Genomic DNA, 21,252 nt, shown 5'->3' on the forward strand with positions numbered 1-21,252 from the left:
GTAGTTAATATCAATACAGGTGCTCGCTCTGCTCTATCTGGTATTACCCGTGCTTTCATTTTAATGGTTGTGATTTTGGGCGCTGGTAGTTTAACTGCACAAATTCCCATGGCAGTTTTGGCAGGTATTGCTCTCCAGGTTGGTATTAAGATTATTGACTGGGGTTTCCTCAAGCGTGCCCATAATATCTCTTGGAAATCTGCCATGATTATGTACGCTGTGATCGGTCTGACTGTATTCGTTGACCTGATCGCTGCTGTAGGTATTGGGGTGTTTGTTGCTAATGTTCTCACTATCGATCGCCTGACTCAAATTAAATCTGAAGATGTGAAAGCTATCACTGATGCTGATGATGCAATTATCTTAGACAATGATGAGAAAGAATTACTAGACCGTGCTGAGGGTCGGATTTTATTATTCCACCTCAGTGGTCCGATGATTTTCGGTGTTTCCAAAGCTATCTCTCGCCAGCATACACTTCTGAATAACTATGAAGTTTTGATTGTAGATTTGAGCGAAGTACCTCACATGGGTGTGACTTCTGCTCTCGCAATAGAAAATGCAATTCAGGAAACTGTTGATACAGGTCGTCATGTATTTCTAGTTGGTGCTGCAGGTAGTGTCAAACGACGTTTAGAAAAACTGGGGGTTTTAGAGATTGTACCTCCACAAAATATGTTGATGGATCGCAGGCAAGCATTAGTCAATGCTGTTGCCTTGGTTACTTCTGATGGTAATATCAATTCTGCAAATTCTAAGGTAAATAACGACGCTCGACCCAGTTTTGACAATCTGAAAATTGGTAAAAACCCTTCTTGAAGAAGGAAGAAGGCATCCCCCTTTGAAAGCAGGGCTGTTTCATTCTCGATAGACACGGGGACGCACCAGACACACCAGACACACCAGACACGGGGATGGAGGCTTTTAATTTATGATTAAAAGTGGACTTTTTACCCAAAGAAGTAGAACTTTCCCATAACGGTCTCCCCTATCAGGCTTTGAGAGGTTGTCTGAGAAGTCTCATTTGCTACATCAAAGCCCCCGCGCATCCCCCTTGGGGGACTTTGCCCCCTAAATCCCCCAAAATTGGGGGACTTTTAGCAGCTAATGGATTCTTGTTCCCCCCAGAATTGGGGGGTTAGGGGGGCAAAATTCAGTATTAAACAACTTTTCAGATATCCTCTGATATCAAATCCGGTTGAATACTTATTGTATGAGAGTAGGGAGATGGGGAGATGGGGAGGTAGGGAGATGGGGAGATGGGGAGATTTAAGGCGAAAAAGTGTGGATAGAATTATAAACATATACTGTATAACCGGATTCTATATGAGAGAAACGCAAAAATTTAGAATGAAACAGCCCTGCCTTTGAAAGGGGGAAGGCAGAAGGGAATATTGATTCAAAGGGATAAGGTTTTTTTATTTTCAATGATTTGATGTGCAGGCCAAGGAAAATCACTTAATATTAACTCTCAAGAAGCCGGATGAGGAAAAACTCTCCGGCTTCTACTATTTATCAAGGGAAGACAGATCAAGGGTTTGCTGAATTAGAATAGGGAAAAAGGTGGAAATTTGCCTCCCTCTTCACCATCTCCCCACATTCCCCTCCTGGGAGGGGTTAGGGGTGGGTCCCCCCACTCCCCCACTCCCTACTCCCCTACTCCCCTACTCCCCACTCCCAACTTACCCACCAACAGGTTCAAGCCGAATTAATTGTCCGTTAGGTCGATCGGTGAGAACATACAGTAGTCCATCAGGTCCTTGTCGCACATCCCGCACTCTCTGACCTATAGAAATAGATTCCTGAGTGACAACATTACCCTCTTCATCTACCTCAATGCGATGGATATCTTGTGATACTAACCCACCCGCAAACAAATTACCTTGCCACTGTGGAAAGCGATCGCCACTGTAGAAAGCTAAACCAGAGGGTGCTATCGATGGAGTCCACACTACTTTAGGATCTACCATACCAGGGCGAGATTTTTCCGGGGAGATGAGTCCGCCAGAATATTCACGACTGTGAGTAACTGCTGGCCAACCGTAGTTTTCTCCAGGCTCAACAAGATTTAGTTCGTCGCCACCTCGAGAACCATGTTCCGTTGCCCAGACTCTATTCCTTGTGGAGTCAAAGGTGATTCCCTGGATATTGCGATGTCCGTAGCTCCAGACGGCAGGTTCGGCATCTGTAGAAGTTGCGAAAGGGTTATCGGAAGGTACAGATCCATCGTCATTTAACCGTAACACTTTGCCCAGATGACTACGGCGATTTTGAGCTTGTTGACGGATAAATTCGCCATTAAATTCAATAGGTGGGTTGCCACCGTCACCAATTGTCATTAGTAGAGTTTCGTCAGGTAGCCAAATAATGCGTGACCCAAAGTGTTGCGCACCAGATTTTGTCTGGGAAACCTCGAAGATTACTTGCAGCTCGCGCAGAGTATTATCCTCAAGTCTCGCCCGTGCAATGCGGGTACGGTTTGCCGAGCGATCGCCATGAGAATAAGTGAGATAAATCAAGCGATTTTCTGTAAAGCGCGGATGAATTGAGACATCCATTAATCCCCCTTGTCCAGAGGCAAATATTTCAGGAAGTCCTGCAACCGGAGTCGGATCTAGAACTCCATCACGCACAATTCGCAATCTCCCTGGTCGCTCGGTAATTAGCATAGTGCCATCAGGAAGCCAGGTAAGACCCCAAGGATGTTCCAGGTCTTCTACCAAAGTGATTTTCTGCAAACCTGAATTAGTCGCAACATTTTTAGGAGACTCGGTTTGATTATTAGAAACTGATGAAGTTTGAGTTTGAGCAGCAGTAGATGAATCTAGTTGAACTTTGGTGGTACAACTTACAGTCCCGAATAGAGCGATCGCTATCGCTATAGTAGTGCGAAATAGTATAACTACACCCATAGCAGCGGCAGTTTCTGCTGCCTTTATCGCAGCACGTTTGCCGATAGAATCATTATTTTTTGACATTTTTTATCTCCTAAATTTAGGTTTCTAATGAAATTCTACTCAATACCTCATCTAGGATGCCATAGCAGTTTTAGGGCATGCTTTGGGGCAGTTTTGGTATTAGGCGTTTTTACAGTGTTTGACCGATTCAATTTTTTTCAATACCCTAAAGATGCTCTAACAAATGCCCTAATATAGAATCCGGTTGAATAGTTATTGTATAGTTGGGAGTAGGGGAGTGGGGGAGTGGGGGAGTGGGGAGTGGAGGAGATTAAAGGCTTGAAGTAATATCAAATCCGGTAGCATCGGTGTAATTAGATGGAGGGATGGGGAGATGGGGAGATGGGGAGATGGGGAGATGGGGAGATGGGGAGATGGGGAGATGAGGAGATGGGGAGATTAAGAAATATTTGGTAATGGTTGAAGATGGAACATTTTTTTATACCGAATTAAACGGATTTGATATAATTTAAGAAATTATCAACATATACTGTATAACCGGATTCTATATAAAAATGAGCTAAACTTATACTTGATAATCAGCAATACAAAGTGTATGGCAAGAACTCTAAAAGTATCTTCAGAGGGATTATTAAAAATTGAGCAAGCTATTAAGGATAAGGAGAAGGTTGAGGGGTGGAAAAAACAGGATGAGCGGTGGCTTAACGAAGTTAGAAAACACCTAGAGATTCCTCCAAGAAAGAAGACAGCCAAGACGCAAGAAGAAGAACGCTTTAAGATAGATACTTGGAAGCGATTCTATACAGGTAAGGACAGAATTAGAGACTATTTTTTTATAGCTTGCTGTAAGGCTTTAGGGTTGAATTGGGAGGAGGTGGCAGAACTAGAGCAGACAGGTTCTGAGATTCAACAGAGAGGAATGTCCAGTTCCACCACTGATAATTGGGTGGGCAGAGGTGAACTGATTGGCCAGCTAATACCTAAGTTAAAGGGAGACTGCCGAGTATTAATACTAACTGGCATTACTGGCATTGGCAAGTCTACTTTAGCTGGACGTCTAGCAGCAGAATTTCCTGAGTTGACTCCTGTTCTATGGCCTTGTAGCCAGAATACGACGGATTTTGCAACTGTAGCGACTGGTTTGTTTACGGACTGGGGTGAGGTTGTTTCGCCAGATGAGCTGAAAAACCCGGTGGTATTAGTGCATCGGTTGTTGAATAAACTACAAGACAATCAATATTTGCTAATTCTAGATTCTCTGGAAAATATCCTCAAGGGAGATGCTGAAAATGGCTGGACTGAATTTCACGATAAATGGTGGGAAGATTTCTTTAACAAATTATTGTCTCAAAATCCTTTTCAAAGTAAGATAATTCTGACTTCTCAGGATTTAACACAGTATTTATATAAAAAATGTTCCGATGAACCTATACTTTGCCATAATGAATCTCTCATGGGATTTACTCCAGAGGAACGACTGGAGTTTTTTCGGACTAGAGGGTTAAATATTGGCGATCGCGAGAATAGATTAGCTTTAGAAAAAATAGGGGAATTATTTGAGGGTCATCCTCTGGGTTTAAGGGCGATCGCTGGTGAAGTTCTGGATCGTCCTTTTAATGGGGATGCTGCTAAATACTGGCAAAAATACGGTGACAAGATGTTGAAAATTAAAGATGAATACAATACAGAAGAGATTGATCAAAATACTCAGTTACCGAAATTACATAGTTATTCACGATCATTGCGAGATACTTTGAAGAAGAATCTAGATGAGACGTTTAAAAGATTGCCTCCAGATGCTTATCTATTGCTTTGTCACGCAGCAGTCTATCATGTACCTGTCTCAGAAGATTTTTGGCTGAGTCATTTGGAAGTGTTAGGAAAAACTGAAGATGAGCAAATACAAGCACTAGATATTTTACACAGGCGCTTTTTAGTAGAGGAAGAAGACAACGAAGATGAAATATTGCTGAAACAGCACCCTTTAATTCGTAGTGTAGCTCTTGCTTGTCTTAAGCAAACTATCACCAAGTTGTAGGTCGGGACTTATGTAATGCCTTTGCATAAGGGGTCTTGGTGCGTTACGCTAGCGCTAACACACCCTACTGGACTGTCATTGCGAGTGACAAGGAAGCAATCTCATGTTTCTGTCATTGCGAGTGATAATGTTTGCGGAGCAGTCCGTTAGGAAAGCAATCTCATTTAGTTTAGTTACTGTAAAAATATGACTAACCATTTCCCAGATTTTCAGCTAAAAACCGAACAACACCTAGAAGGAGTTGACCTCTCTTCCCCAGGCGAATTAGTTATTGCCAAGGTAAAAAGTCAGATAAAAATACAAATATCTACTGAAATTAACCATTGGCAACTTGGTGAGTGGGTTGCTATTAGAAATTGGTTGAAATATAAACCCAAGCCAAATGCTAACAATTTAGAGCTAGTCGAAGGATATTTACAAGCTTTTCAGCATCTTTGTGAATTGGAAGAGTGGGAGCTTGCTTACAAAATTCTATTTGTTCGTGTGGATACGCCAATTCAAGAGGAATTATGGGAACAGTTAAAAACTTGGGGTTATTATCAGGAATGTTTTGAGTTATCACAAAAACTTCTTAACAAACTTCCTCCTACAGAAAATGCTATTGTTTTAAAGTGGGTAGGCAACTCACATTTTTTTCTGGAAAATTATGAGGAAGCTAAAAAGTATTATCAGGAAGCGTTATCTATTCTGCAAACTCGACCAGATAAAGACCGTCGTCGAGAGGCAATACTTCTGGGAAACCTGGGAGGCGTTTACATTGCCCAAGGATTTTATGATAAAGGGTTGGAGTATCAAAAACAAAGTTTAGAAATAGCACGGGAAATTGAAGACTTTCAGCGGGAAGCATCTGTTTTATCTAATATGGGTGTAATAGAGAAAAATTTTGCTAACCATACTCAGTCACTTAGTTATTATCAGCAAAGTCTAGCAATTTTTAAACGCATAGGAGATGTTGCAGGAGAAGCAAGAGAATTGGGTAATATAGGCATTGCATATACCAATCTAGAAAACTATGACAATGCAATTGATTATTTGCAAAAAGCTTTGAAAATAGCACGATATATACAATACCGTTTAGTGGAAGCTTTCAGTATAGAAGGCTTAGGAAGGGTTTATTCTAGCCTAAGAGAATATGAAAAAGCGATTGAAAATTTCAAGCAAAGTTCGGATATCTATGAAGAAATGGGAGACAGTAGCCGTCTTTCAATAATTCTTAGAACAGTAGGTGACAATTACTTTAATTTGGGTAATTATAAGTCGGCAAAGGAATATTATCAGAAGAGTATAACAACTGGAACTGGAGTTAGACCTGAAGAAAAAGGACAGACTTTGTTGGGTTTAGGAAATAGCTGCAATGCTTTGGGTGATTTAAGCAAGGCAATTGAATACTATGAAGAAGCAATTAATAACTATGACCAAGCAATTAAACTCCAGCCAGATAATTCATATTACTGGAATTTAAAAGGTAATGTTTTATATCAATTAAATCGCTACGAAGAGGCACTAAATTGTTATCAAAAAGCCACTGAACTTAACCCAGATGTTCATTGGTTTTGGTCAAATCAAGGACTGGCATTAAACAATTTAGAACGTTATCAAGAAGCAATTAATAACTATGACCAAGCAATTAAAATCAAGCCAGATAATTCAGATTACTGGAATTTAAAAGGCAATATTTTACATAATAATTTAAACCACTATGAAGAGGCAGTAACTTGTTATAAAAAAGCTATTGAACTTAACCCAAATGCTGATTGGGCTTGGTATAATCAAGGACTGGCACTAAACAATTTAGAGCGTTATCAAGAAGCAATTAATAACTGTGACCAAGCAATTAAACTCAACCCAGATAATTCAGATTACTGGAATTTAAAAGGTAATATTTTATGTTATCAGTTAAATCGCTATGAAGAAGCACTAACTTGTTATCAAAAAGCCATTGAACTTAACCCAAATGCTGATTGGGCTTGGTCAAATTTAGGCAATACATTAAGCAATTTAGAACGTTATGAAGAGGCAATTAGTAGTTTTGATCGAGCAATTGAACTCAAGCCAGATAATTCAGATTACTGGAATTTAAAAGGTAATATTTTATGTTATCAGTTAAATCGCTACGAAGAAGCACTAACTTGTTATCAAAAAGCCATTGAACTTAACCCAAATGCTGATTGGGCTTGGTCAAATCTAGGCGATACATTAGACAATTTAGAACGCTATGAAGAAGCAATTAATAGCTATGATCGAGCAATTGAACTCAAGCCAGATAACTCAAATTACTGGAATTTAAAAGGTAATATTTTACATAATAAATTAAACTACTATGAAGAGGCACTAACTTGTTGTAAAAAAGCACTTGTACTGAACCCAAATGCTGATTGGGCTTGGTATAATCAAGGACTGGCACTAAACAATTTAGAACGTTATGAAGAAGCAGTTAATAACTTTGATCGAGCAATTCAACTAAAGCCAGATAATTCATATTCTTGGTATCATCATGGCGAGGCATTAAAGAAATTAGAATGTTATGAAGAAGCAATTAATAGCTATGATCGAGCAATTGAGCTTCAACCAGAGGATTCAAATTGCTGGAGGTCAAAAGGTATAATTTTGACACGATTGAATCGCGGCGAAGAGGCATTAAATTGTTATAATAAACTTATTGAAATTCAACCAGACTTTTCTGCTAATTGGTATATAAGAGGGTTAATATTAGACATATTTAAACGTCATGAAGAAGCAATTAATAGTTTAGAAAAAGCAATTGAGATTGAAGCAAATAATTCAGATTACTGGAAGTCAAAAGGTGATATTTTATATAGATTAAATCGCTACGAAGAGGCAATTATAAACTATGATAAAGCACTAGAATTAAACTATAATCTTACTGATGTTTGGGATAACAAAGGTCAAGCTCTAAGAAACTTGGGTCGCGATGAAGAAGCGATCGCTAGTTACAACAAAGCAATTGAACTTCAACCAGATAACTCAGATTACTGGAATTTAAAAGGTAATTTTTTGTGTGGTCAGTTAAATCGCTACGAAGAAGGACTAACTTGTTATAAAAAAATCATTGAATTTAACCCAGATGCTCATTTTGTTTGGTCAAAGATAGGTAATACATTAAGCAATTTAGAACGCTATGAAGAAGCAATTAATAGTCTAGATAAAGCAATTGAACTCAAGCCAGATAACTCACATCACTGGAATTTAAAAGGTAATATTTTACATGATAAATTAAATTGCTATGAAGAGGCTCTTACTTGTTATAAAAAAGCCGTTGAGCTTAACCCAGATGCTCATTGGACTTGGTCAAATATAGGCCATACATTGTACAATTTAGAACGCTATGAAGAAGCAGTTAATAGCTGCGAACGAGCAATTAAACTCAAGCCAGATTATTCAGATTCTTGGTATCATCATGGCGAGGCATTAAAGAAGTTAGAATGTTATGAGGAAGCAATTAATAGCTATGATCGAGCCATTGAGCTTCAACCAGAGGATTCAAGTTACTGGAGGTCAAAAGGTGTAATTTTGACAGAATTGAGTCGCTGGGAAGATGCATTAAATTGTTATAATAAACTTATTGAAATTCAACCAGAGTATTCTGCTGATTGGTATATAAAAGGGTTAATTTTAGACATATTAAACCGTTATGAAGAAGCAATTAATAACTTTGATCGAGCCATTGAGCTTCAACCAGATAAACCGAGTTATTGGTATGATCGTGGCAAGGTATTAGAAAAATTAGAACGTTATGAAGAAGCAATTAATAGCTATGACAAAGCAATTGAGCTTCAACCAGATAAACCGAGTTATTGGAATAACCGTGGCGCGGCATTAAAGAAATTAGAACGCTATGAAGAAGCAATTGATAATTGCACTAAAGCCATTGAAATTGAAGAAAATTACGCTCTTGCTTGGTACAATAGAGCTTGTTATCGTGTATTAAAAGGAGATATTCAACAAGGACTTGAAGACTTGCAAAAGGCAATTTCTTTAAATCCTTCAGATCGAGAATTCGCCAAAACAGATTCAGATTTTGATAGTATTCGGGATAATCAAGATTTTCAAATGTTAATTCATCTCAAGGAGAGTTCAAGAATTTAGAATTTAGAATTTAGAATTTAGAATTACCTATTCTTTTCAAGGAGAGGATTGACGAACAGGAAAATTTTTATTTATTATCCCCTTAAAAGGGGAGGCTTTAAACCACAATATTTCGGTAATTATTAATAATAGAGTTGTTGAAATGGCTTTGCTACTATTGGAGGTATTAGATGGCAGATTTAAAAAAAGTTTTAGTCTTCACTATTTCCCCCCTAACATATTTGACGTTAGGGTATTGGCAACTTTCCTGATCACCAGCGATCGCTCAACTTCTCCCCGACGGCACCTTGGGAGAAGAAAATTCAGTCGTCACACCCAATATCAATATCAAAGGAATAGAGAGCGATCGTATAGATGGCGGTGCTAAAAGAGGAGGCAACCTATTCCACAGTTTTCAAGAATTCAACGTTCAACAAGGGCGAGGAGTTTACTTTACTAACCCCGATGGAGTTGCAAATATCCTGACTCGCATCACAGGAAATAATGCCTCCAATATATAACGGATTTAAAAGAGAGGTAATTCTAAATTCGCGCATTCTTAATTCTAAATTCTTGAATCCTACCTCCTCTATAATTCCCCGTTCCTCCTGTACGTCGCCCTATCAACGGCTCCCCGACCTGACTCCTGACTCCTGACTCCTAACCTCACTCATAATACTTTTTTAGCAAACCCTACTTATGTTTGATAAATTAATAGGTCGAGCGATCGCCTTTCGTGAGGATTTATTGAAGAGTTAAATCCAGATATTTACCTTAATAAGGGAGTTTCCATGAGTACAATCAAAACACATCTACTAACAAATACATGGATTATAACTACCTGGGATGAATTTATCGAAATGGCATAAAACTCTACCTATAAAAAAGCTAAGTGTTATTACCACAACGAGCAAATGACATCCGTGCTGCGAATTTAACTTCTGACTTCTAACTTCTAACTTCTAACTTCTAACTTCTAACTTCTGACTTCTGACTTCGTTAAGATATCTGTCCCATAAATTATTCAAAAAAAAGTTTTCAAGGTTGCATAACTGACTAAAACTCAGAAATATGTGTTTGACAGAATTGATTAATCACAGTCCCCCTAACCTAATCTGGGGGTGAAAGTCAATAGTTTTAATCCATTGAACTTAATTCAGGAGAATGATTGAGGGAATTAATCTCATACTATCCTGCAAAAAAAGTTCTCAAGAGTGCATAAGTGTCTCAAACATAGAAATATGTGTTTGACAGAATGGGTTAATCACATTTCGCTTAACCAATTTGAGGTCAATAATAAATAGTTTTAACCCATTGAATGCCAACATTAAACTTAATTCAGGAGAATTATAATGGCCGAAACTTCTAAAAAACTAGACAAATCCGAAAATTCTAAGAATATTCACAATAACAACCACGACCAACTACAGGAGCAGGAATTAGATGAACTCGAACCCATTGTAGATGGTACAGCTCTACACGCTCAACTTACCCCTGGGACTGGTAGTGGTAGCGGTGGAACAGGTGGAACAGGTGGAACAGGTGGAACAGGTGGAACAGGTGGAACAGGTGGAACAGGTGGAACAGGTGGAACAGGTGGAACAGGTGGAGGAACATATTTCGGTTAACTAATCTGGAGCCTAAAGTAATATAAATATTGATGATACTGTTGATTAACTTACAGCAGTTTTCATTTCGGTAGACCATAGTAGGGAGGTTCCATGGAACGTCCCTACAGGGGGCGTGATTGTGACGATGTGGTTCATCAATCTGTTATGCACAGAGTCGAAACGGCGTTGCTGAATACTGGGATGATTTCGGCGCTCTACGGGGACACACCGGACACACCGGACACGGGGATTATGGTTTCTGCTCTGGTAACAAAATCATCCCGCAATTATGCAATGCCCCAAAAATCAAAAATAAAATCAATTATACCAAATCTCATGCATTCTTGCTACATCTCCTTGAGAGTAGGCAGTAGGCAGTAGGCAGTAGGGTTCAAAGAGATAAGATATCTTGGCTTAATGCCGACAGGACTTACGCAAAATATTAAATTCTACACCATCTGTAGGGGCGCCATTCGGAGCTTTGCGCCAGCAAACGGCCGAAAGCTTGCGCATAACTATCGTTAACGCCCCTACTAGGTATAGTGGTTGTGCGTAAGTCCCGATAGCATTATTTTTGGGTATTATTGCACAGAAATTATCAGTTCTTTCCCCCTCCATACCTATTCCCTCCATACCTATTCCCTCCATACCTATTTCCTCCATACCTATTCCCTCCATACCTCTTTTGGAGGAGATGTCTAATACCAAATCAAACACTTTCTTAATACCTAAAAGTATATTGCAGGTTTATAAGGTACAGTAATAAGAGTTTGTAAACCAGTTTTTTAATACTGGGAATCGATCAAATCAGGTACTGTACTTTATTGACCTGTAATCTGCTGTTTTTAATATGGAAAGTGATATGAAAATGCTTTTTTTGAATAAATTTTCAATCTTTACTATTTTCTCACTAATGTATTTGACATTAGGGTATGGAGGACTTTCCATATCGCCATCCATTGCTCAACTGCAACCAGATAGCACCTTGGGAGAAGAAAAATCAGTAGTTACCCCCAATATCAATATTAAAGGAATAGAGAGCGATCGCATAGACGGTGGTACCCAAAGAGGAGCCAACCTATTTCACAGTTTTCAAGAATTCAATATTCAACAGGGACGAGGAGTTTACTTTACTAACCCCGATGGAGTGGCAAATATCCTGACTCGCATCACAGGAAATAACGCCTCTAATATATTAGGAACTTTGGGCGTACTTGGAAATGCCAACCTATTTTTCATCAACCCCAACGGCATAATTTTTGGACCAAATGCCCAATTAGATATTGGTGGTTCATTTTATGGAGCTACTGCCGATAGCATCTTATTTGCAAATGGATTTGAATTTGCCACTTCAGACCCTCAAGCACCCCCACTATTAACAGTTAACGTTCCCATTGGGTTGAGGTTGCCAGAAAATCCAGGAAGTATTCAGGTAGAGGGGAAAGGTCATAATTTGAGCTTCGATCCGAATACTTTTTCTTACATCAGAGAAAACCGGAATGCAGGGTTGCAAGTTGCACCAAGTCAAACGTTAGCTCTAATTGGAGGAGATATATTCTTAAGAGGAGGAAACCTCACTTCAGAAGGGGGGAGAATTGAACTAGGGAGCGTTCAGGGTGGTGTGGTAGGAATCACTAATTCTGCCAATGCTCTCAACTATAAAGAAATACCTGTATTTGGCATAATTCAACTATCTCAAGCCAGCTCTTTGGACATGAGTGGAGAGGGAGCGGGAAATTTTCAAATTCAAGGTAGGCATCTTGAAATCCGAGATGGTTCAAGAATTTTAGCAAATACTTTGGGAGGGGAAGATGGGGACACATCAACTATTAGAGCCTCTGAGTTCATTGAAATACTAGGAACAACTCCTGACGGTGAAATTTTTAGTGGTATTACGGTAGAGGTAGCTGGAGGAGGAGCAGGTAAAGGCGGAAGTTTAATAATGGAGACAAAAAACTTACGTCTTAGAGAAAGAGGTGAGATAAGTGTTAGTACATTAGGTGAGGGAACAGGAGGGGATTTAACTATCTCTGCTACTGATGTAGAACTGTTAGGAGGTCCTGCTGATTCATTTGCTCGGAACACGATTATCAGCGGTCTTGTCAAGTTGGAAGGAGAGGGAAATGCAGGAAATATCAGAATCAAGACAGAAAGTTTACGGGTACTTGATGGAGCGCAGATCGCTAGTACTACTTTTGGTCAGGGAAATGCAGGGCGTTTAACTATCTCTGCCACGGATATAGAATTAATTGGTACTACTTCCGATTCCAATCGTTTTCCCAGTGGCTTGTTTGCTGCAGTAGTGCCACCGAAATTTATAGTAGAGGGAGCAATGGAATTGGAAAAAATGGGGAATGGAGGTAGTGTGAGGGTTGAGACAGAAAATTTACGGGTTCAAGATGGAGCAGAAATCAGCAGTAGCACTTTGGGTCAGGGAAATGCAGGGAATTTAACTATCTCTGCTAAAAACATAGAAATTATTGGTGCTGAGACTTCTTCTAGTAGCTTAATTAGTGCAGTAGCAGTACTAGAAGCAGAAGGAAATGGAGGAAATTTAAAGCTTGAGACAGAAAATCTACTGATACGAGATGGAGGGCAGATCAATACTGTGACTAGAGGTCAGGGAAATGCAGGGAATTTAACTATCTTTGCTACAAACATAGAACTTATGGGAACAACTGCTGATGAGCAATTTCCTAGTGCTTTGTTAAACTCTGTAGAAACAGCGGAAGCGTCAGGGGATGGAGGAAATGTGACTATTCATACAGAAACTCTAGTAATACAAGATGGAGCAGGAATCAGTGTAGCTACCTTTGGCAAGGGGAATGCAGGGAATTTAACTATCTCTGCTAAAGACATAGAAATAATAGGGACTTCTATTAATAGTGGGTTTATTAGTGGTTTATTTAGCTCAGTAGCAGCAGTAGAAGCAAAAGGCAATGGAGGAATTATTAGACTAGAAGCAGAAACTTTACGACTACAAGATGGAGCACAGATCGCAACTGCTACTAGAGGTCAAGGAGATGGAGGAGATTTAAGTATCTCTGCCACTGATGTAACAGTAATAGGAACTTCTGCTGATGGTCAAAGAGTCAGTGAAATGACAGCCTCAGTACAAGAAGAAGCAATAGGTCATGGAGGAAACATAACACTCAACACAACAAACCTACAAATCCAAAACGGAGCCCGAATAACAGCTAGCACCTCCGGTCAAGGAAACGCTGGAGATATAACCATCTCTGCTAAAAACCTAGAAATAATAGGAACTTCTGCCCAACAGACCCCTAGTAGATTAACCGCAGCAGCAACAGATGAAGGAACAGGAGCAGGAGGAACATTAATTATCAACACAGAAAATCTCAAGATTAGGAATGAAGCCGAAATCACAGTCAGTTCCGCCACCCAAGAACCAGCAGGCAACCTAGAAATCAACAGCAACAACATCCTCCTCGAAAACCAAGGCAGTCTCAACGCCGAAACCACAGCAGGTCAAGGCAGCATCACCATCAACAACAACAAAGACCTCATCCTCCGCCACCACAGCAACATCACCACCAACGCCACCGGAGAAGCTACCGGAGGTAACATAGAAATCAACACCTCAAACCTAGTCGCCCTCGAAAACAGCGACATCTCCGCCAACGCCCAAGCAGCCAAAGGAGGCACCATCAACATCACAGCAGCAGGTATATTCGGCACAGAATTCCGCCCCCAACAAACAAATAATAGCGACATCACCGCCACCTCAGAACTAGGAGCATCATTCAGTGGAGAAGTCACCCTCAACACCCCAGAAGTAGACCCTAGTGAAGGACTCGTACAATTTGACGACACCATCGAAGACATCTCAACTCTGATAGACCAAAACCCATGTCAACGAGGAGAAGGCAGTGAATTCACCATTACAGGTCAGGGAGGTTTACCTCCTAGTCCCAGAGATTTTCTCACTCCCCATAACATATCCCAAGAAGAAACCCCTGCTACTGCTACCCCTGAAAAAATTGTCACCCCATCACAGCCAGAATTTATCGAAGCTCAAGGATGGGTATCTACACCAAACGGCATCCAACTCATCGTCAACCCAAATACAGCCATACCTGTTCGCCCCTGGTTAACTCCTCCCAACTGTGAAAAACTAGATTCTCAGCAACTTCAACCCTACTTACTTGCCAGCACTACAGACATAATTCCATCTGGTAATTCTCAACCTCTACAAGTAACCATTCAACAATTCAACTTTCAAGGCAATACAAAATTTAGCAACCTCGAACTACAACAACAACTCACACCATACCTCAACAAACCCATCGCCTTCGACCAACTCATAGCAGCTCGCACTGCCATTACAGAATATTACACCAAAAATAACTACATCACATCAGGCGCTTTTATTCCTCCTCAAACTATTACGGAAAACGGCACAGTCACTATCCAAGTAGTAGAAGGAAAAATTGATGAAATTGACATTAAAATCGAAGGCAGATTAAATGAAAATTATATCAAAAGTCGCTTAGAAAAAGCAACAATAGCTCCCATTAATCAAGAAAAACTGCTATCAGCTTTACAATTATTACAACTAGACCCGTTAATTGAGAATATTTCAGCGGAACTCTCAGCAGGAGTTAGACCAGATACCAGTGTATTAGCAGTGGAAGTCGTCACCGCTAACCCCTGGCAAATAGCAGCCATTAGTAATAACGGCAGAGTACCAAGTGTCGGAACTTTTCGACGAGGAATAGAAGTAGGTCATGGCAACCTCACAGGTATGGGCGACAGTTTCAATAGTCTCTATACCAACACCGACGGCAGCGATCTAGTAGAATTATCTTATGCAATTCCTGTAAATTCTCGCAACGGTCGCATAGAAATGTTTTACCGCTATCAGGATAATGAAGTCATAGAATCACCTTTTGAAAGGCTGGATATTCAGTCAAATTCTCATACCTACGAATTAACTTTTCGTCAACCAATAATACAAACACCAAGGCAAGAATTTACTGTGGGGTTAGGTGCAACGAGGCGAGATAGTCAAACATCAGTTTTAGGAGAAAACTTTCCATTATCAGAAGGTGCTAATGATGATGGTGAGACTAAACTATCAATATTGCAATTTTTCCAAGATTATCAATTACGAGGAGATAATCAGGTTTTGGCATTGAATTCCCAATTTAATATTGGGTTGGGAATATTGGATGCGACTGTGAATAGTGATGAACCAGATAGTCGGTTTTTTTATTGGCGTGGTCAGGGACAATGGGTGCGCTCCTTAGCAACAGATACTCTATTAGTAGTGGGAGCGGATGTGCAGTTATCTCCATCAGATTTGGTGCCGTTAGAAAGGTTTGGTTTAGGGGGATACAGGAGTGTGAGGGGTTATCGTCAAGATACTCGTTTGACTGATAATGGGGCTTTGGGTACGGTGGAGTTAAGGTTGCCTGTGCCATGGGTTTCAGGGGAGAATAGGTTATTTCAGGTAGTGCCATTTATTGATGGTGGGGTGGCCTGGAATAGTGATGGCGAGGAGGTGTCGGGGAGTAATGGTTTGGCAGCGGTGGGGGTGGGGTTGCAGGTGAAGTTATGGGATAAGATTAATCTGCGGTTGGATTATGGAATTCCGTTGATTGATGTGGATTCACGCGATCGTACTGCTCAGGAGGAGGGGTTTTATTTTTCTGTTTCTTCTTCTCCTTTTTCGTTCTAGTAAATGTGGAATTGTCTGCGGTTGTCTGATAATTAGGCTCATTAGTAAAACGTTCCTGGACTAAATCCTGCAAATATTTTTCCCAGGCTTTAATATCAGGTGCTTTGGACGTAATATCATGTCCGGTTGAATAGTTATAAATAAATGAGGGAGGAGACAGGAGTCAGGAGACAGGAGTCAACCCACCCCTAACCCCTCCCAGGAGGGGAAGAGGAGGGAATTTTAAGCTATAAAGAAGAGAAAGTTTTTTTTATCACTGATTATCCGGACATGATATAAGACCTTTTTTTATCGTTTTTAGATTCTGGCTCGTCTACTGTTTCAGTATCTGGGTCGGGTTCTTGTTTTGGGTGCAAATAATTTCCTATTATCTCTTCCAATAACTTTTCCGGCTTGATATCAAATCCGGTGGGGTTGCACATAGAATCCGGTTATATAATATCTGTTTATAATTTCTTAAATTACTTCAATATTAGACATCTCCTTCATGCATAGTAGGGACGCCCTTATGCAACGTCCCTACCGGACATGATATAATTTGCTGTAATGGGTTTGGATTGATGCTTTGCCTTATCCAGCACGTCCTGCCAACAGCTTGTAGTTTTATCAGTTTCCTCGCTTACTTGACTGGCAGAAGTGGCTAATCTTATAGCTTGAGATACGTTGTCTGGCAGCTCGGTAAATCCTTGCAATATCAAGTTCCAAGATGTTTGAGCAGCTTTAATGACTCGTTTGACGTAATAGACCGATTTTTTCAAACTTTTGACACAATATTGCTTAAAGGTTTTGACATACTCCCGACGCTCCCCTACGGGAGAGCGCGGGATTCTTCAGCCAGAGAAAAACTGACCGCAGTTTTAACAGAAGTGATGTCCTCCTCCTGTGTTGAAAACAATCCTATTTTTTGTATTAGGAGTGCTGAGTTATAGTCTCTGTCTAATTCCTGTCCACATTTAGCACAGGAATGCCAGCGTTCTGATAAACTTTTAGAGACTTTATTCAGACATTTCCAACAATGTTGGGATGTACCTTTGGGTCTACTTTGATAATTTTTTTGCCTAGTTTCCAGGCTACATACTCCAAAACCTGAACAAACTGCCCAAAAGCTGCATCTTGCAAAGATTTATTTAATCCTGACTTAGCTGATTGACCATTGGGCAAAAACTGACCATTATCACCCAATTTAGCTTTGCAACGTCTGATTAAATTTGCTATTTGCAGGTCTTCTAAAAATATCACCTGACAGTCACTAAATAAATGATAAGCCAGTTTGAATTGCCAATCCAAACGTTGTCTAGCTATTAATTGATGCAGTCTAGATATTTTACCTTTGAGAATTTTCCAACTCTTTGAATGTTTGTGTTTTTTAGCTAATCTCGCCTGAAGTTTAGACAAGCGATGCTCAGAACACCTGAAAAACTTCGGGACTTCTATAAATTCACCATCACTGGTAACAGCATAGTACAATAATCCTAAATCAATACCTTTTGAGTTATCTTCGGTGGGTTGAATTTCTGCACGCCTCAAAGGTACAGCTTGATCTTCTATCGTTAAGCTGATATACCATCCATCTGCCGCCCGTATCACTGTACCTGTTTTCACCTTGAATCCTATTGGTATTGAACGATTGTAGACAAAGGGGACTAAACCAATCTTTGGTAGATTTATACAAAAACGACCGTTGGCATTTTTGACTATGTTGGCATTTGATAGCTGAGGATAACTGAAAGAATTATAATAATGCCGACCTTTAAATTTAGGTCTACCACTGGTTTTACCCTTGTGATCAGGTTTGGTAAAGTTATCCATTGTTGTTTGCACACGCTGGATAACATCTTGCAACACCTGAGAGTGCATCAACTTATACTCAGGGAAAAGTTTTTTAGTCCGTGCTAAATCTGCTAGTTGAACAGTCTCCCAAACAACATATCCATTAACTGTGTTCGGATGCTTATCTCCTTTCCTTGTTATCGGATTACCAAAAATGTCCTTTTTTCTACCATCTCGTGTTTGTACCCTAAATTCAGGGATATTCTGATAAATCTGGTCTACTGGCACCACTGAAACATTAAGAGGACAAGCATTTACTGGTGTGCGTGTTGCTTCAAACCAGTTTAGCCTTTCAGCTAAACGGTAATTATATTGCTTTCTGGCCATTTCTAACCAATTGGCTATAATTACCGTTTGACTTTTATGGGGTTTTAGCTTGTACTTGTATTTCAGTAACATGGCAGAATCTACCAGGATTTCTATATTAGTTATTATAATGGCTATGTTAGAAATTTTCAATAGCTATAGCAAACAGGATCTTATGAAAACCACACACCCTGGCCCGGCTCTCATCCCGACGCTCCCCTACGGGAGAGCGCGGGACTTCCCGCCGGGGAAGTTAAATCCTAAATTTTCATAAAGCTTATGGGGCGAGTCCCCATCTCCCCACACTCCCTACACTCCCCACACTCCCTACACTCCCCATCTCCCCATCTCCCCATCTCCCCATCTTATGTTCTGTAGGCGATCGCCAAATTTCGCCCCTGCTGTTTTGCTTTGTACATTGCTCGATCTGCCATACTAATCAAAATCTCTGGTGAACTGTCTGTAGTAGGAATAACACAAGCAATTCCCATACTAACGGAAACAACAGGACTTACTTCTGAACGTTCGTGGGGAATAGCTAGTACCTCAATAGCTTGTCGAATACCCTCGGCGACGGCGATCGCTCCTTGCCGATCCGTATTAGGTAAAATGATGACAAATTCTTCACCACCATAACGAGCAACAAAATCTCCCGGACGCTTGACCATTTTTGAGGCAACTTGGGCAATTTGTACCAAACAATTATCTCCAGCTTGATGCCCATAATAATCATTATATAATTTAAAATAATCTGCATCAAATAAAATTAAAGATAAAGGCTGTTTTTCTCTTTGAGAACGTTGCCATTCTTGCGCAAGAGTTTTATCAAAAGTGGGACGATTATAAACTCCTGTTAATCCGTCAATAGTTGCGAGACGATTTAGCTCTAATTCTAATATTTTTCTTTCAGTAATATCTCTGACCGTAACAGCAAAACCATCAGCTAATTTGACTGCTATACAAGAATACCATTTTTGTTCTTCTTTGTACTTATAATTAAAGTCTTTTTGTAAGGATATTCCTGTTTCTACGACTCTGATAAAACCAGCAAATAAATCAGGGTCAATTTTATCGATAAACTTTCTGAAAATAAATTTTCCAATTAAATTTTCTCGTTCTTGATTGAAGACTTCAGCAATAATAGGATTAACTTCCAGGCAGCGAAAATCTTCAATTTCTCCTGTTTTGGGATTTCTGACTGCTTCTAAGGCCGCAACCCCATCAAGGGAACTCCTTAAAATACTAGAAATCAAGGCTCTAGATTGATATAAAATTGCTTCTGCTTCTTTTCTTTGTTGAATTTCTTGCTTGAGCTTTTCTTGTTCCTGTTTCAAGAGTTCTTTTTCTTGTTGTAAAAGTTTTTTTGTTTCTGAATCGTTAATTGACTGTTAATTCTTGCTAAGACTTCTTCTTCCTGAAATGGCTTAGTAATATAATCAATTCCGCCTAATTCAAAGGCTTTAACTTTATCAAATAGTTCACTTAAAGCACTAATAAAAATAATGGGAATATCTTGAGTTTTCTGATTTGATTTGAAGTGCTTACAAACTTCATAGCCATCCATTCCTGGCATTTTTATATCTAAAATAATTAAATCAGGAGGTTCTACTTTAGCTGCTTCAATTGCAGTTTCACCATCTGTGGCTTTTCTTACTTTATAATTTTTTCCCTTTAAAATAGTAGTTAAAACTCGTAAATTATTAATTTGGTCGTCAATAATTAATATATTACCTACTAATGTTTTCTGATTCATAATATTTATTTTTTGATTGAAAATATAATTTTTTGCAATTTTGAAGCAGAAAAAATTAAATAATATAATTGTTAATAATATACCTAATACTTTTGTATTGTCTTACAGCAACTAGCAATTTGAGATTTGCCATTGTCTAATATTAGGAATCTTAGTATATTTAATCATAATTTTGCTAGTTTCAATAACAACTGATATCGGCTTTACTAATTAATATCGATTTCATTTTATCTTGGAAATATAAAAACCATATAAATCATCATTTTTTTGATATAGTCAATCACTTAATAATAGAAAATTTTTGATTTTATCGGTTTCAAGTAGGCCATTATTATCCTTTAAATATTGGACTTTATGACAAATTGGCCATACCTGTGCCTGAAAAAAATTTAGCAATAATCCTTAATAAAATTTAACTCTATAAATAATTTAATCGGTGGTAAAATGCATTATTAAGAAATGTTGAGTTTGTGCATCAAAAAACTTATACTTGTTTATATATAGAAGCCAAAAATATCTGAATTGTATATTTTTTAAGACAATCAGAGAGTAAGCATTTCCTGCGGAATGCTGCGCAAACAGCTAGCTCGCTGTCAGCTCTGTGCTCTCATGAGGGGGTTTTAATGAAAATAGACTGTTTCAGCCGACTTTGGTAGTAAGTATAAATTCTGACTCAATTAGTAAATCTTTGATCTAAAACTGAAAGTAATAGCTGAAGTCCGCAGTTCCTCTGCAGGAGGCTGGCTGAAGTGCTGACTGCTGAATGCTTACATCAGAGAATTAGGCGTTGCTGAATTGAAGTATGAATGTGCGATTGTTTGGTTCTCGCCTTCGCCCCCGCGCATCCCCGTTCAACAAAAAGCGCAGCAACATCTGGCTTCCCCCTTTTCAAGGGGGACGGGAGGGATCAAGGGGGACTTTTAGAGTTTTATTCCCCCCACGCATTGGGGGGCTAGGGGGGCTTGCATCATACCCAGAATCAGCAACGCCGAGAATTATTAGTGTCGCTA

Annotated in this window: 12 protein-coding genes and 1 pseudogene; 6 read left to right on the forward strand and 7 right to left on the reverse strand. The window is 39.4% G+C overall.

The window, feature by feature from the left end:
- Window positions 1-819 (forward strand): SulP family inorganic anion transporter (locus tag SAGCYANO_RS30650; protein WP_237396863.1); only part of this gene is annotated, 819 nt, incomplete at its 5' end.
- An 863-nt stretch (window positions 820-1,682) separates the two neighbouring features.
- On the opposite strand, the gene SAGCYANO_RS30655 is transcribed toward SAGCYANO_RS30650, so the two are convergent.
- Window positions 1,683-2,978 carry a PQQ-dependent sugar dehydrogenase gene (locus SAGCYANO_RS30655; protein WP_237396864.1) on the reverse strand — a complete coding sequence of 432 codons (1,296 nt, stop codon included), beginning with the start codon at window positions 2,976-2,978 and terminating at the stop codon, window positions 1,683-1,685.
- A gap of 535 nt (window positions 2,979-3,513) precedes the next feature.
- On the opposite strand from SAGCYANO_RS30655, the gene SAGCYANO_RS30660 reads away from it, so the two are divergent.
- From SAGCYANO_RS30660 to SAGCYANO_RS30675, 4 genes and pseudogenes are all read left to right on the forward strand, one after another.
- Window positions 3,514-4,956 carry an AAA family ATPase gene (locus tag SAGCYANO_RS30660; RefSeq protein WP_202223524.1) on the forward strand — a complete coding sequence of 481 codons (1,443 nt, stop codon included), beginning with the start codon at window positions 3,514-3,516 and terminating at the stop codon, window positions 4,954-4,956.
- A 186-nt stretch (window positions 4,957-5,142) separates the two neighbouring features.
- The gene (locus SAGCYANO_RS30665) at window positions 5,143-9,063 is read left to right on the forward strand and encodes a tetratricopeptide repeat protein (RefSeq protein ID WP_202223525.1); all 3,921 of its coding nucleotides are present in this window, start codon (window positions 5,143-5,145) and stop codon (window positions 9,061-9,063) included.
- 260 nt (window positions 9,064-9,323) lie between these two features.
- Window positions 9,324-9,560, forward strand: a pseudogene (locus SAGCYANO_RS30670) (filamentous hemagglutinin N-terminal domain-containing protein); the annotation flags it as partial.
- A gap of 834 nt (window positions 9,561-10,394) precedes the next feature.
- Complete coding sequence (locus tag SAGCYANO_RS30675; protein WP_202223526.1) at window positions 10,395-10,670, forward strand: hypothetical protein; 276 nt, start codon at window positions 10,395-10,397, stop codon at window positions 10,668-10,670.
- Window positions 10,671-11,066: 396 nt separating this feature from the next.
- Here the strand turns inward: SAGCYANO_RS30675 and SAGCYANO_RS30680 are convergent, their stop codons facing one another.
- Window positions 11,067-11,369: a hypothetical protein gene (locus SAGCYANO_RS30680; RefSeq protein WP_202223527.1), complete on the reverse strand. Its 303-nt coding sequence runs from the start codon at window positions 11,367-11,369 to the stop codon at window positions 11,067-11,069.
- 202 nt (window positions 11,370-11,571) lie between these two features.
- On the opposite strand from SAGCYANO_RS30680, the gene SAGCYANO_RS30685 reads away from it, so the two are divergent.
- Entirely contained in the window at window positions 11,572-16,353 is a 4,782-nt protein-coding gene (locus SAGCYANO_RS30685; protein ID WP_237396866.1) for a ShlB/FhaC/HecB family hemolysin secretion/activation protein, read from the forward strand.
- A 260-nt stretch (window positions 16,354-16,613) separates the two neighbouring features.
- On the opposite strand, the gene SAGCYANO_RS30690 is transcribed toward SAGCYANO_RS30685, so the two are convergent.
- The 5 genes from SAGCYANO_RS30690 to SAGCYANO_RS30705 all read right to left on the reverse strand — a co-directional run bounded on the left by SAGCYANO_RS30690 (window position 16,614) and on the right by SAGCYANO_RS30705 (window position 20,242).
- Window positions 16,614-16,775: a hypothetical protein gene (locus SAGCYANO_RS30690; protein WP_202223529.1), complete on the reverse strand. Its 162-nt coding sequence runs from the start codon at window positions 16,773-16,775 to the stop codon at window positions 16,614-16,616.
- Window positions 16,776-17,161: 386 nt separating this feature from the next.
- On the reverse strand, window positions 17,162-17,422 hold the full coding sequence (locus SAGCYANO_RS50815) for a zinc ribbon domain-containing protein (RefSeq protein ID WP_375340022.1): 261 nt from the start codon (window positions 17,420-17,422) through the stop codon (window positions 17,162-17,164).
- Window positions 17,353-18,582 (reverse strand): RNA-guided endonuclease TnpB family protein, encoded by a 1,230-nt coding sequence (locus SAGCYANO_RS30695; protein ID WP_202223530.1) that lies wholly within the window; start codon window positions 18,580-18,582, stop codon window positions 17,353-17,355. Before SAGCYANO_RS30695 ends, SAGCYANO_RS50815 begins: the two co-directional genes overlap by 70 nt.
- Before the next feature lie 272 nt (window positions 18,583-18,854).
- Complete coding sequence (locus tag SAGCYANO_RS30700) at window positions 18,855-19,823, reverse strand: GGDEF domain-containing protein (RefSeq protein ID WP_237396867.1); 969 nt, start codon at window positions 19,821-19,823, stop codon at window positions 18,855-18,857.
- On the reverse strand, window positions 19,820-20,242 hold the full coding sequence (locus SAGCYANO_RS30705) for a response regulator (protein WP_202223531.1): 423 nt from the start codon (window positions 20,240-20,242) through the stop codon (window positions 19,820-19,822). The genes SAGCYANO_RS30700 and SAGCYANO_RS30705 overlap by 4 nt, the downstream gene beginning before the upstream one ends.
- Between the last annotated feature and the right edge of the window lie 1,010 nt (window positions 20,243-21,252).

The sequence above is a fragment of the Okeania sp. KiyG1 genome (assembly GCF_014132355.1).
GTDB lineage: Bacteria > Cyanobacteriota > Cyanobacteriia > Cyanobacteriales > Microcoleaceae > Okeania.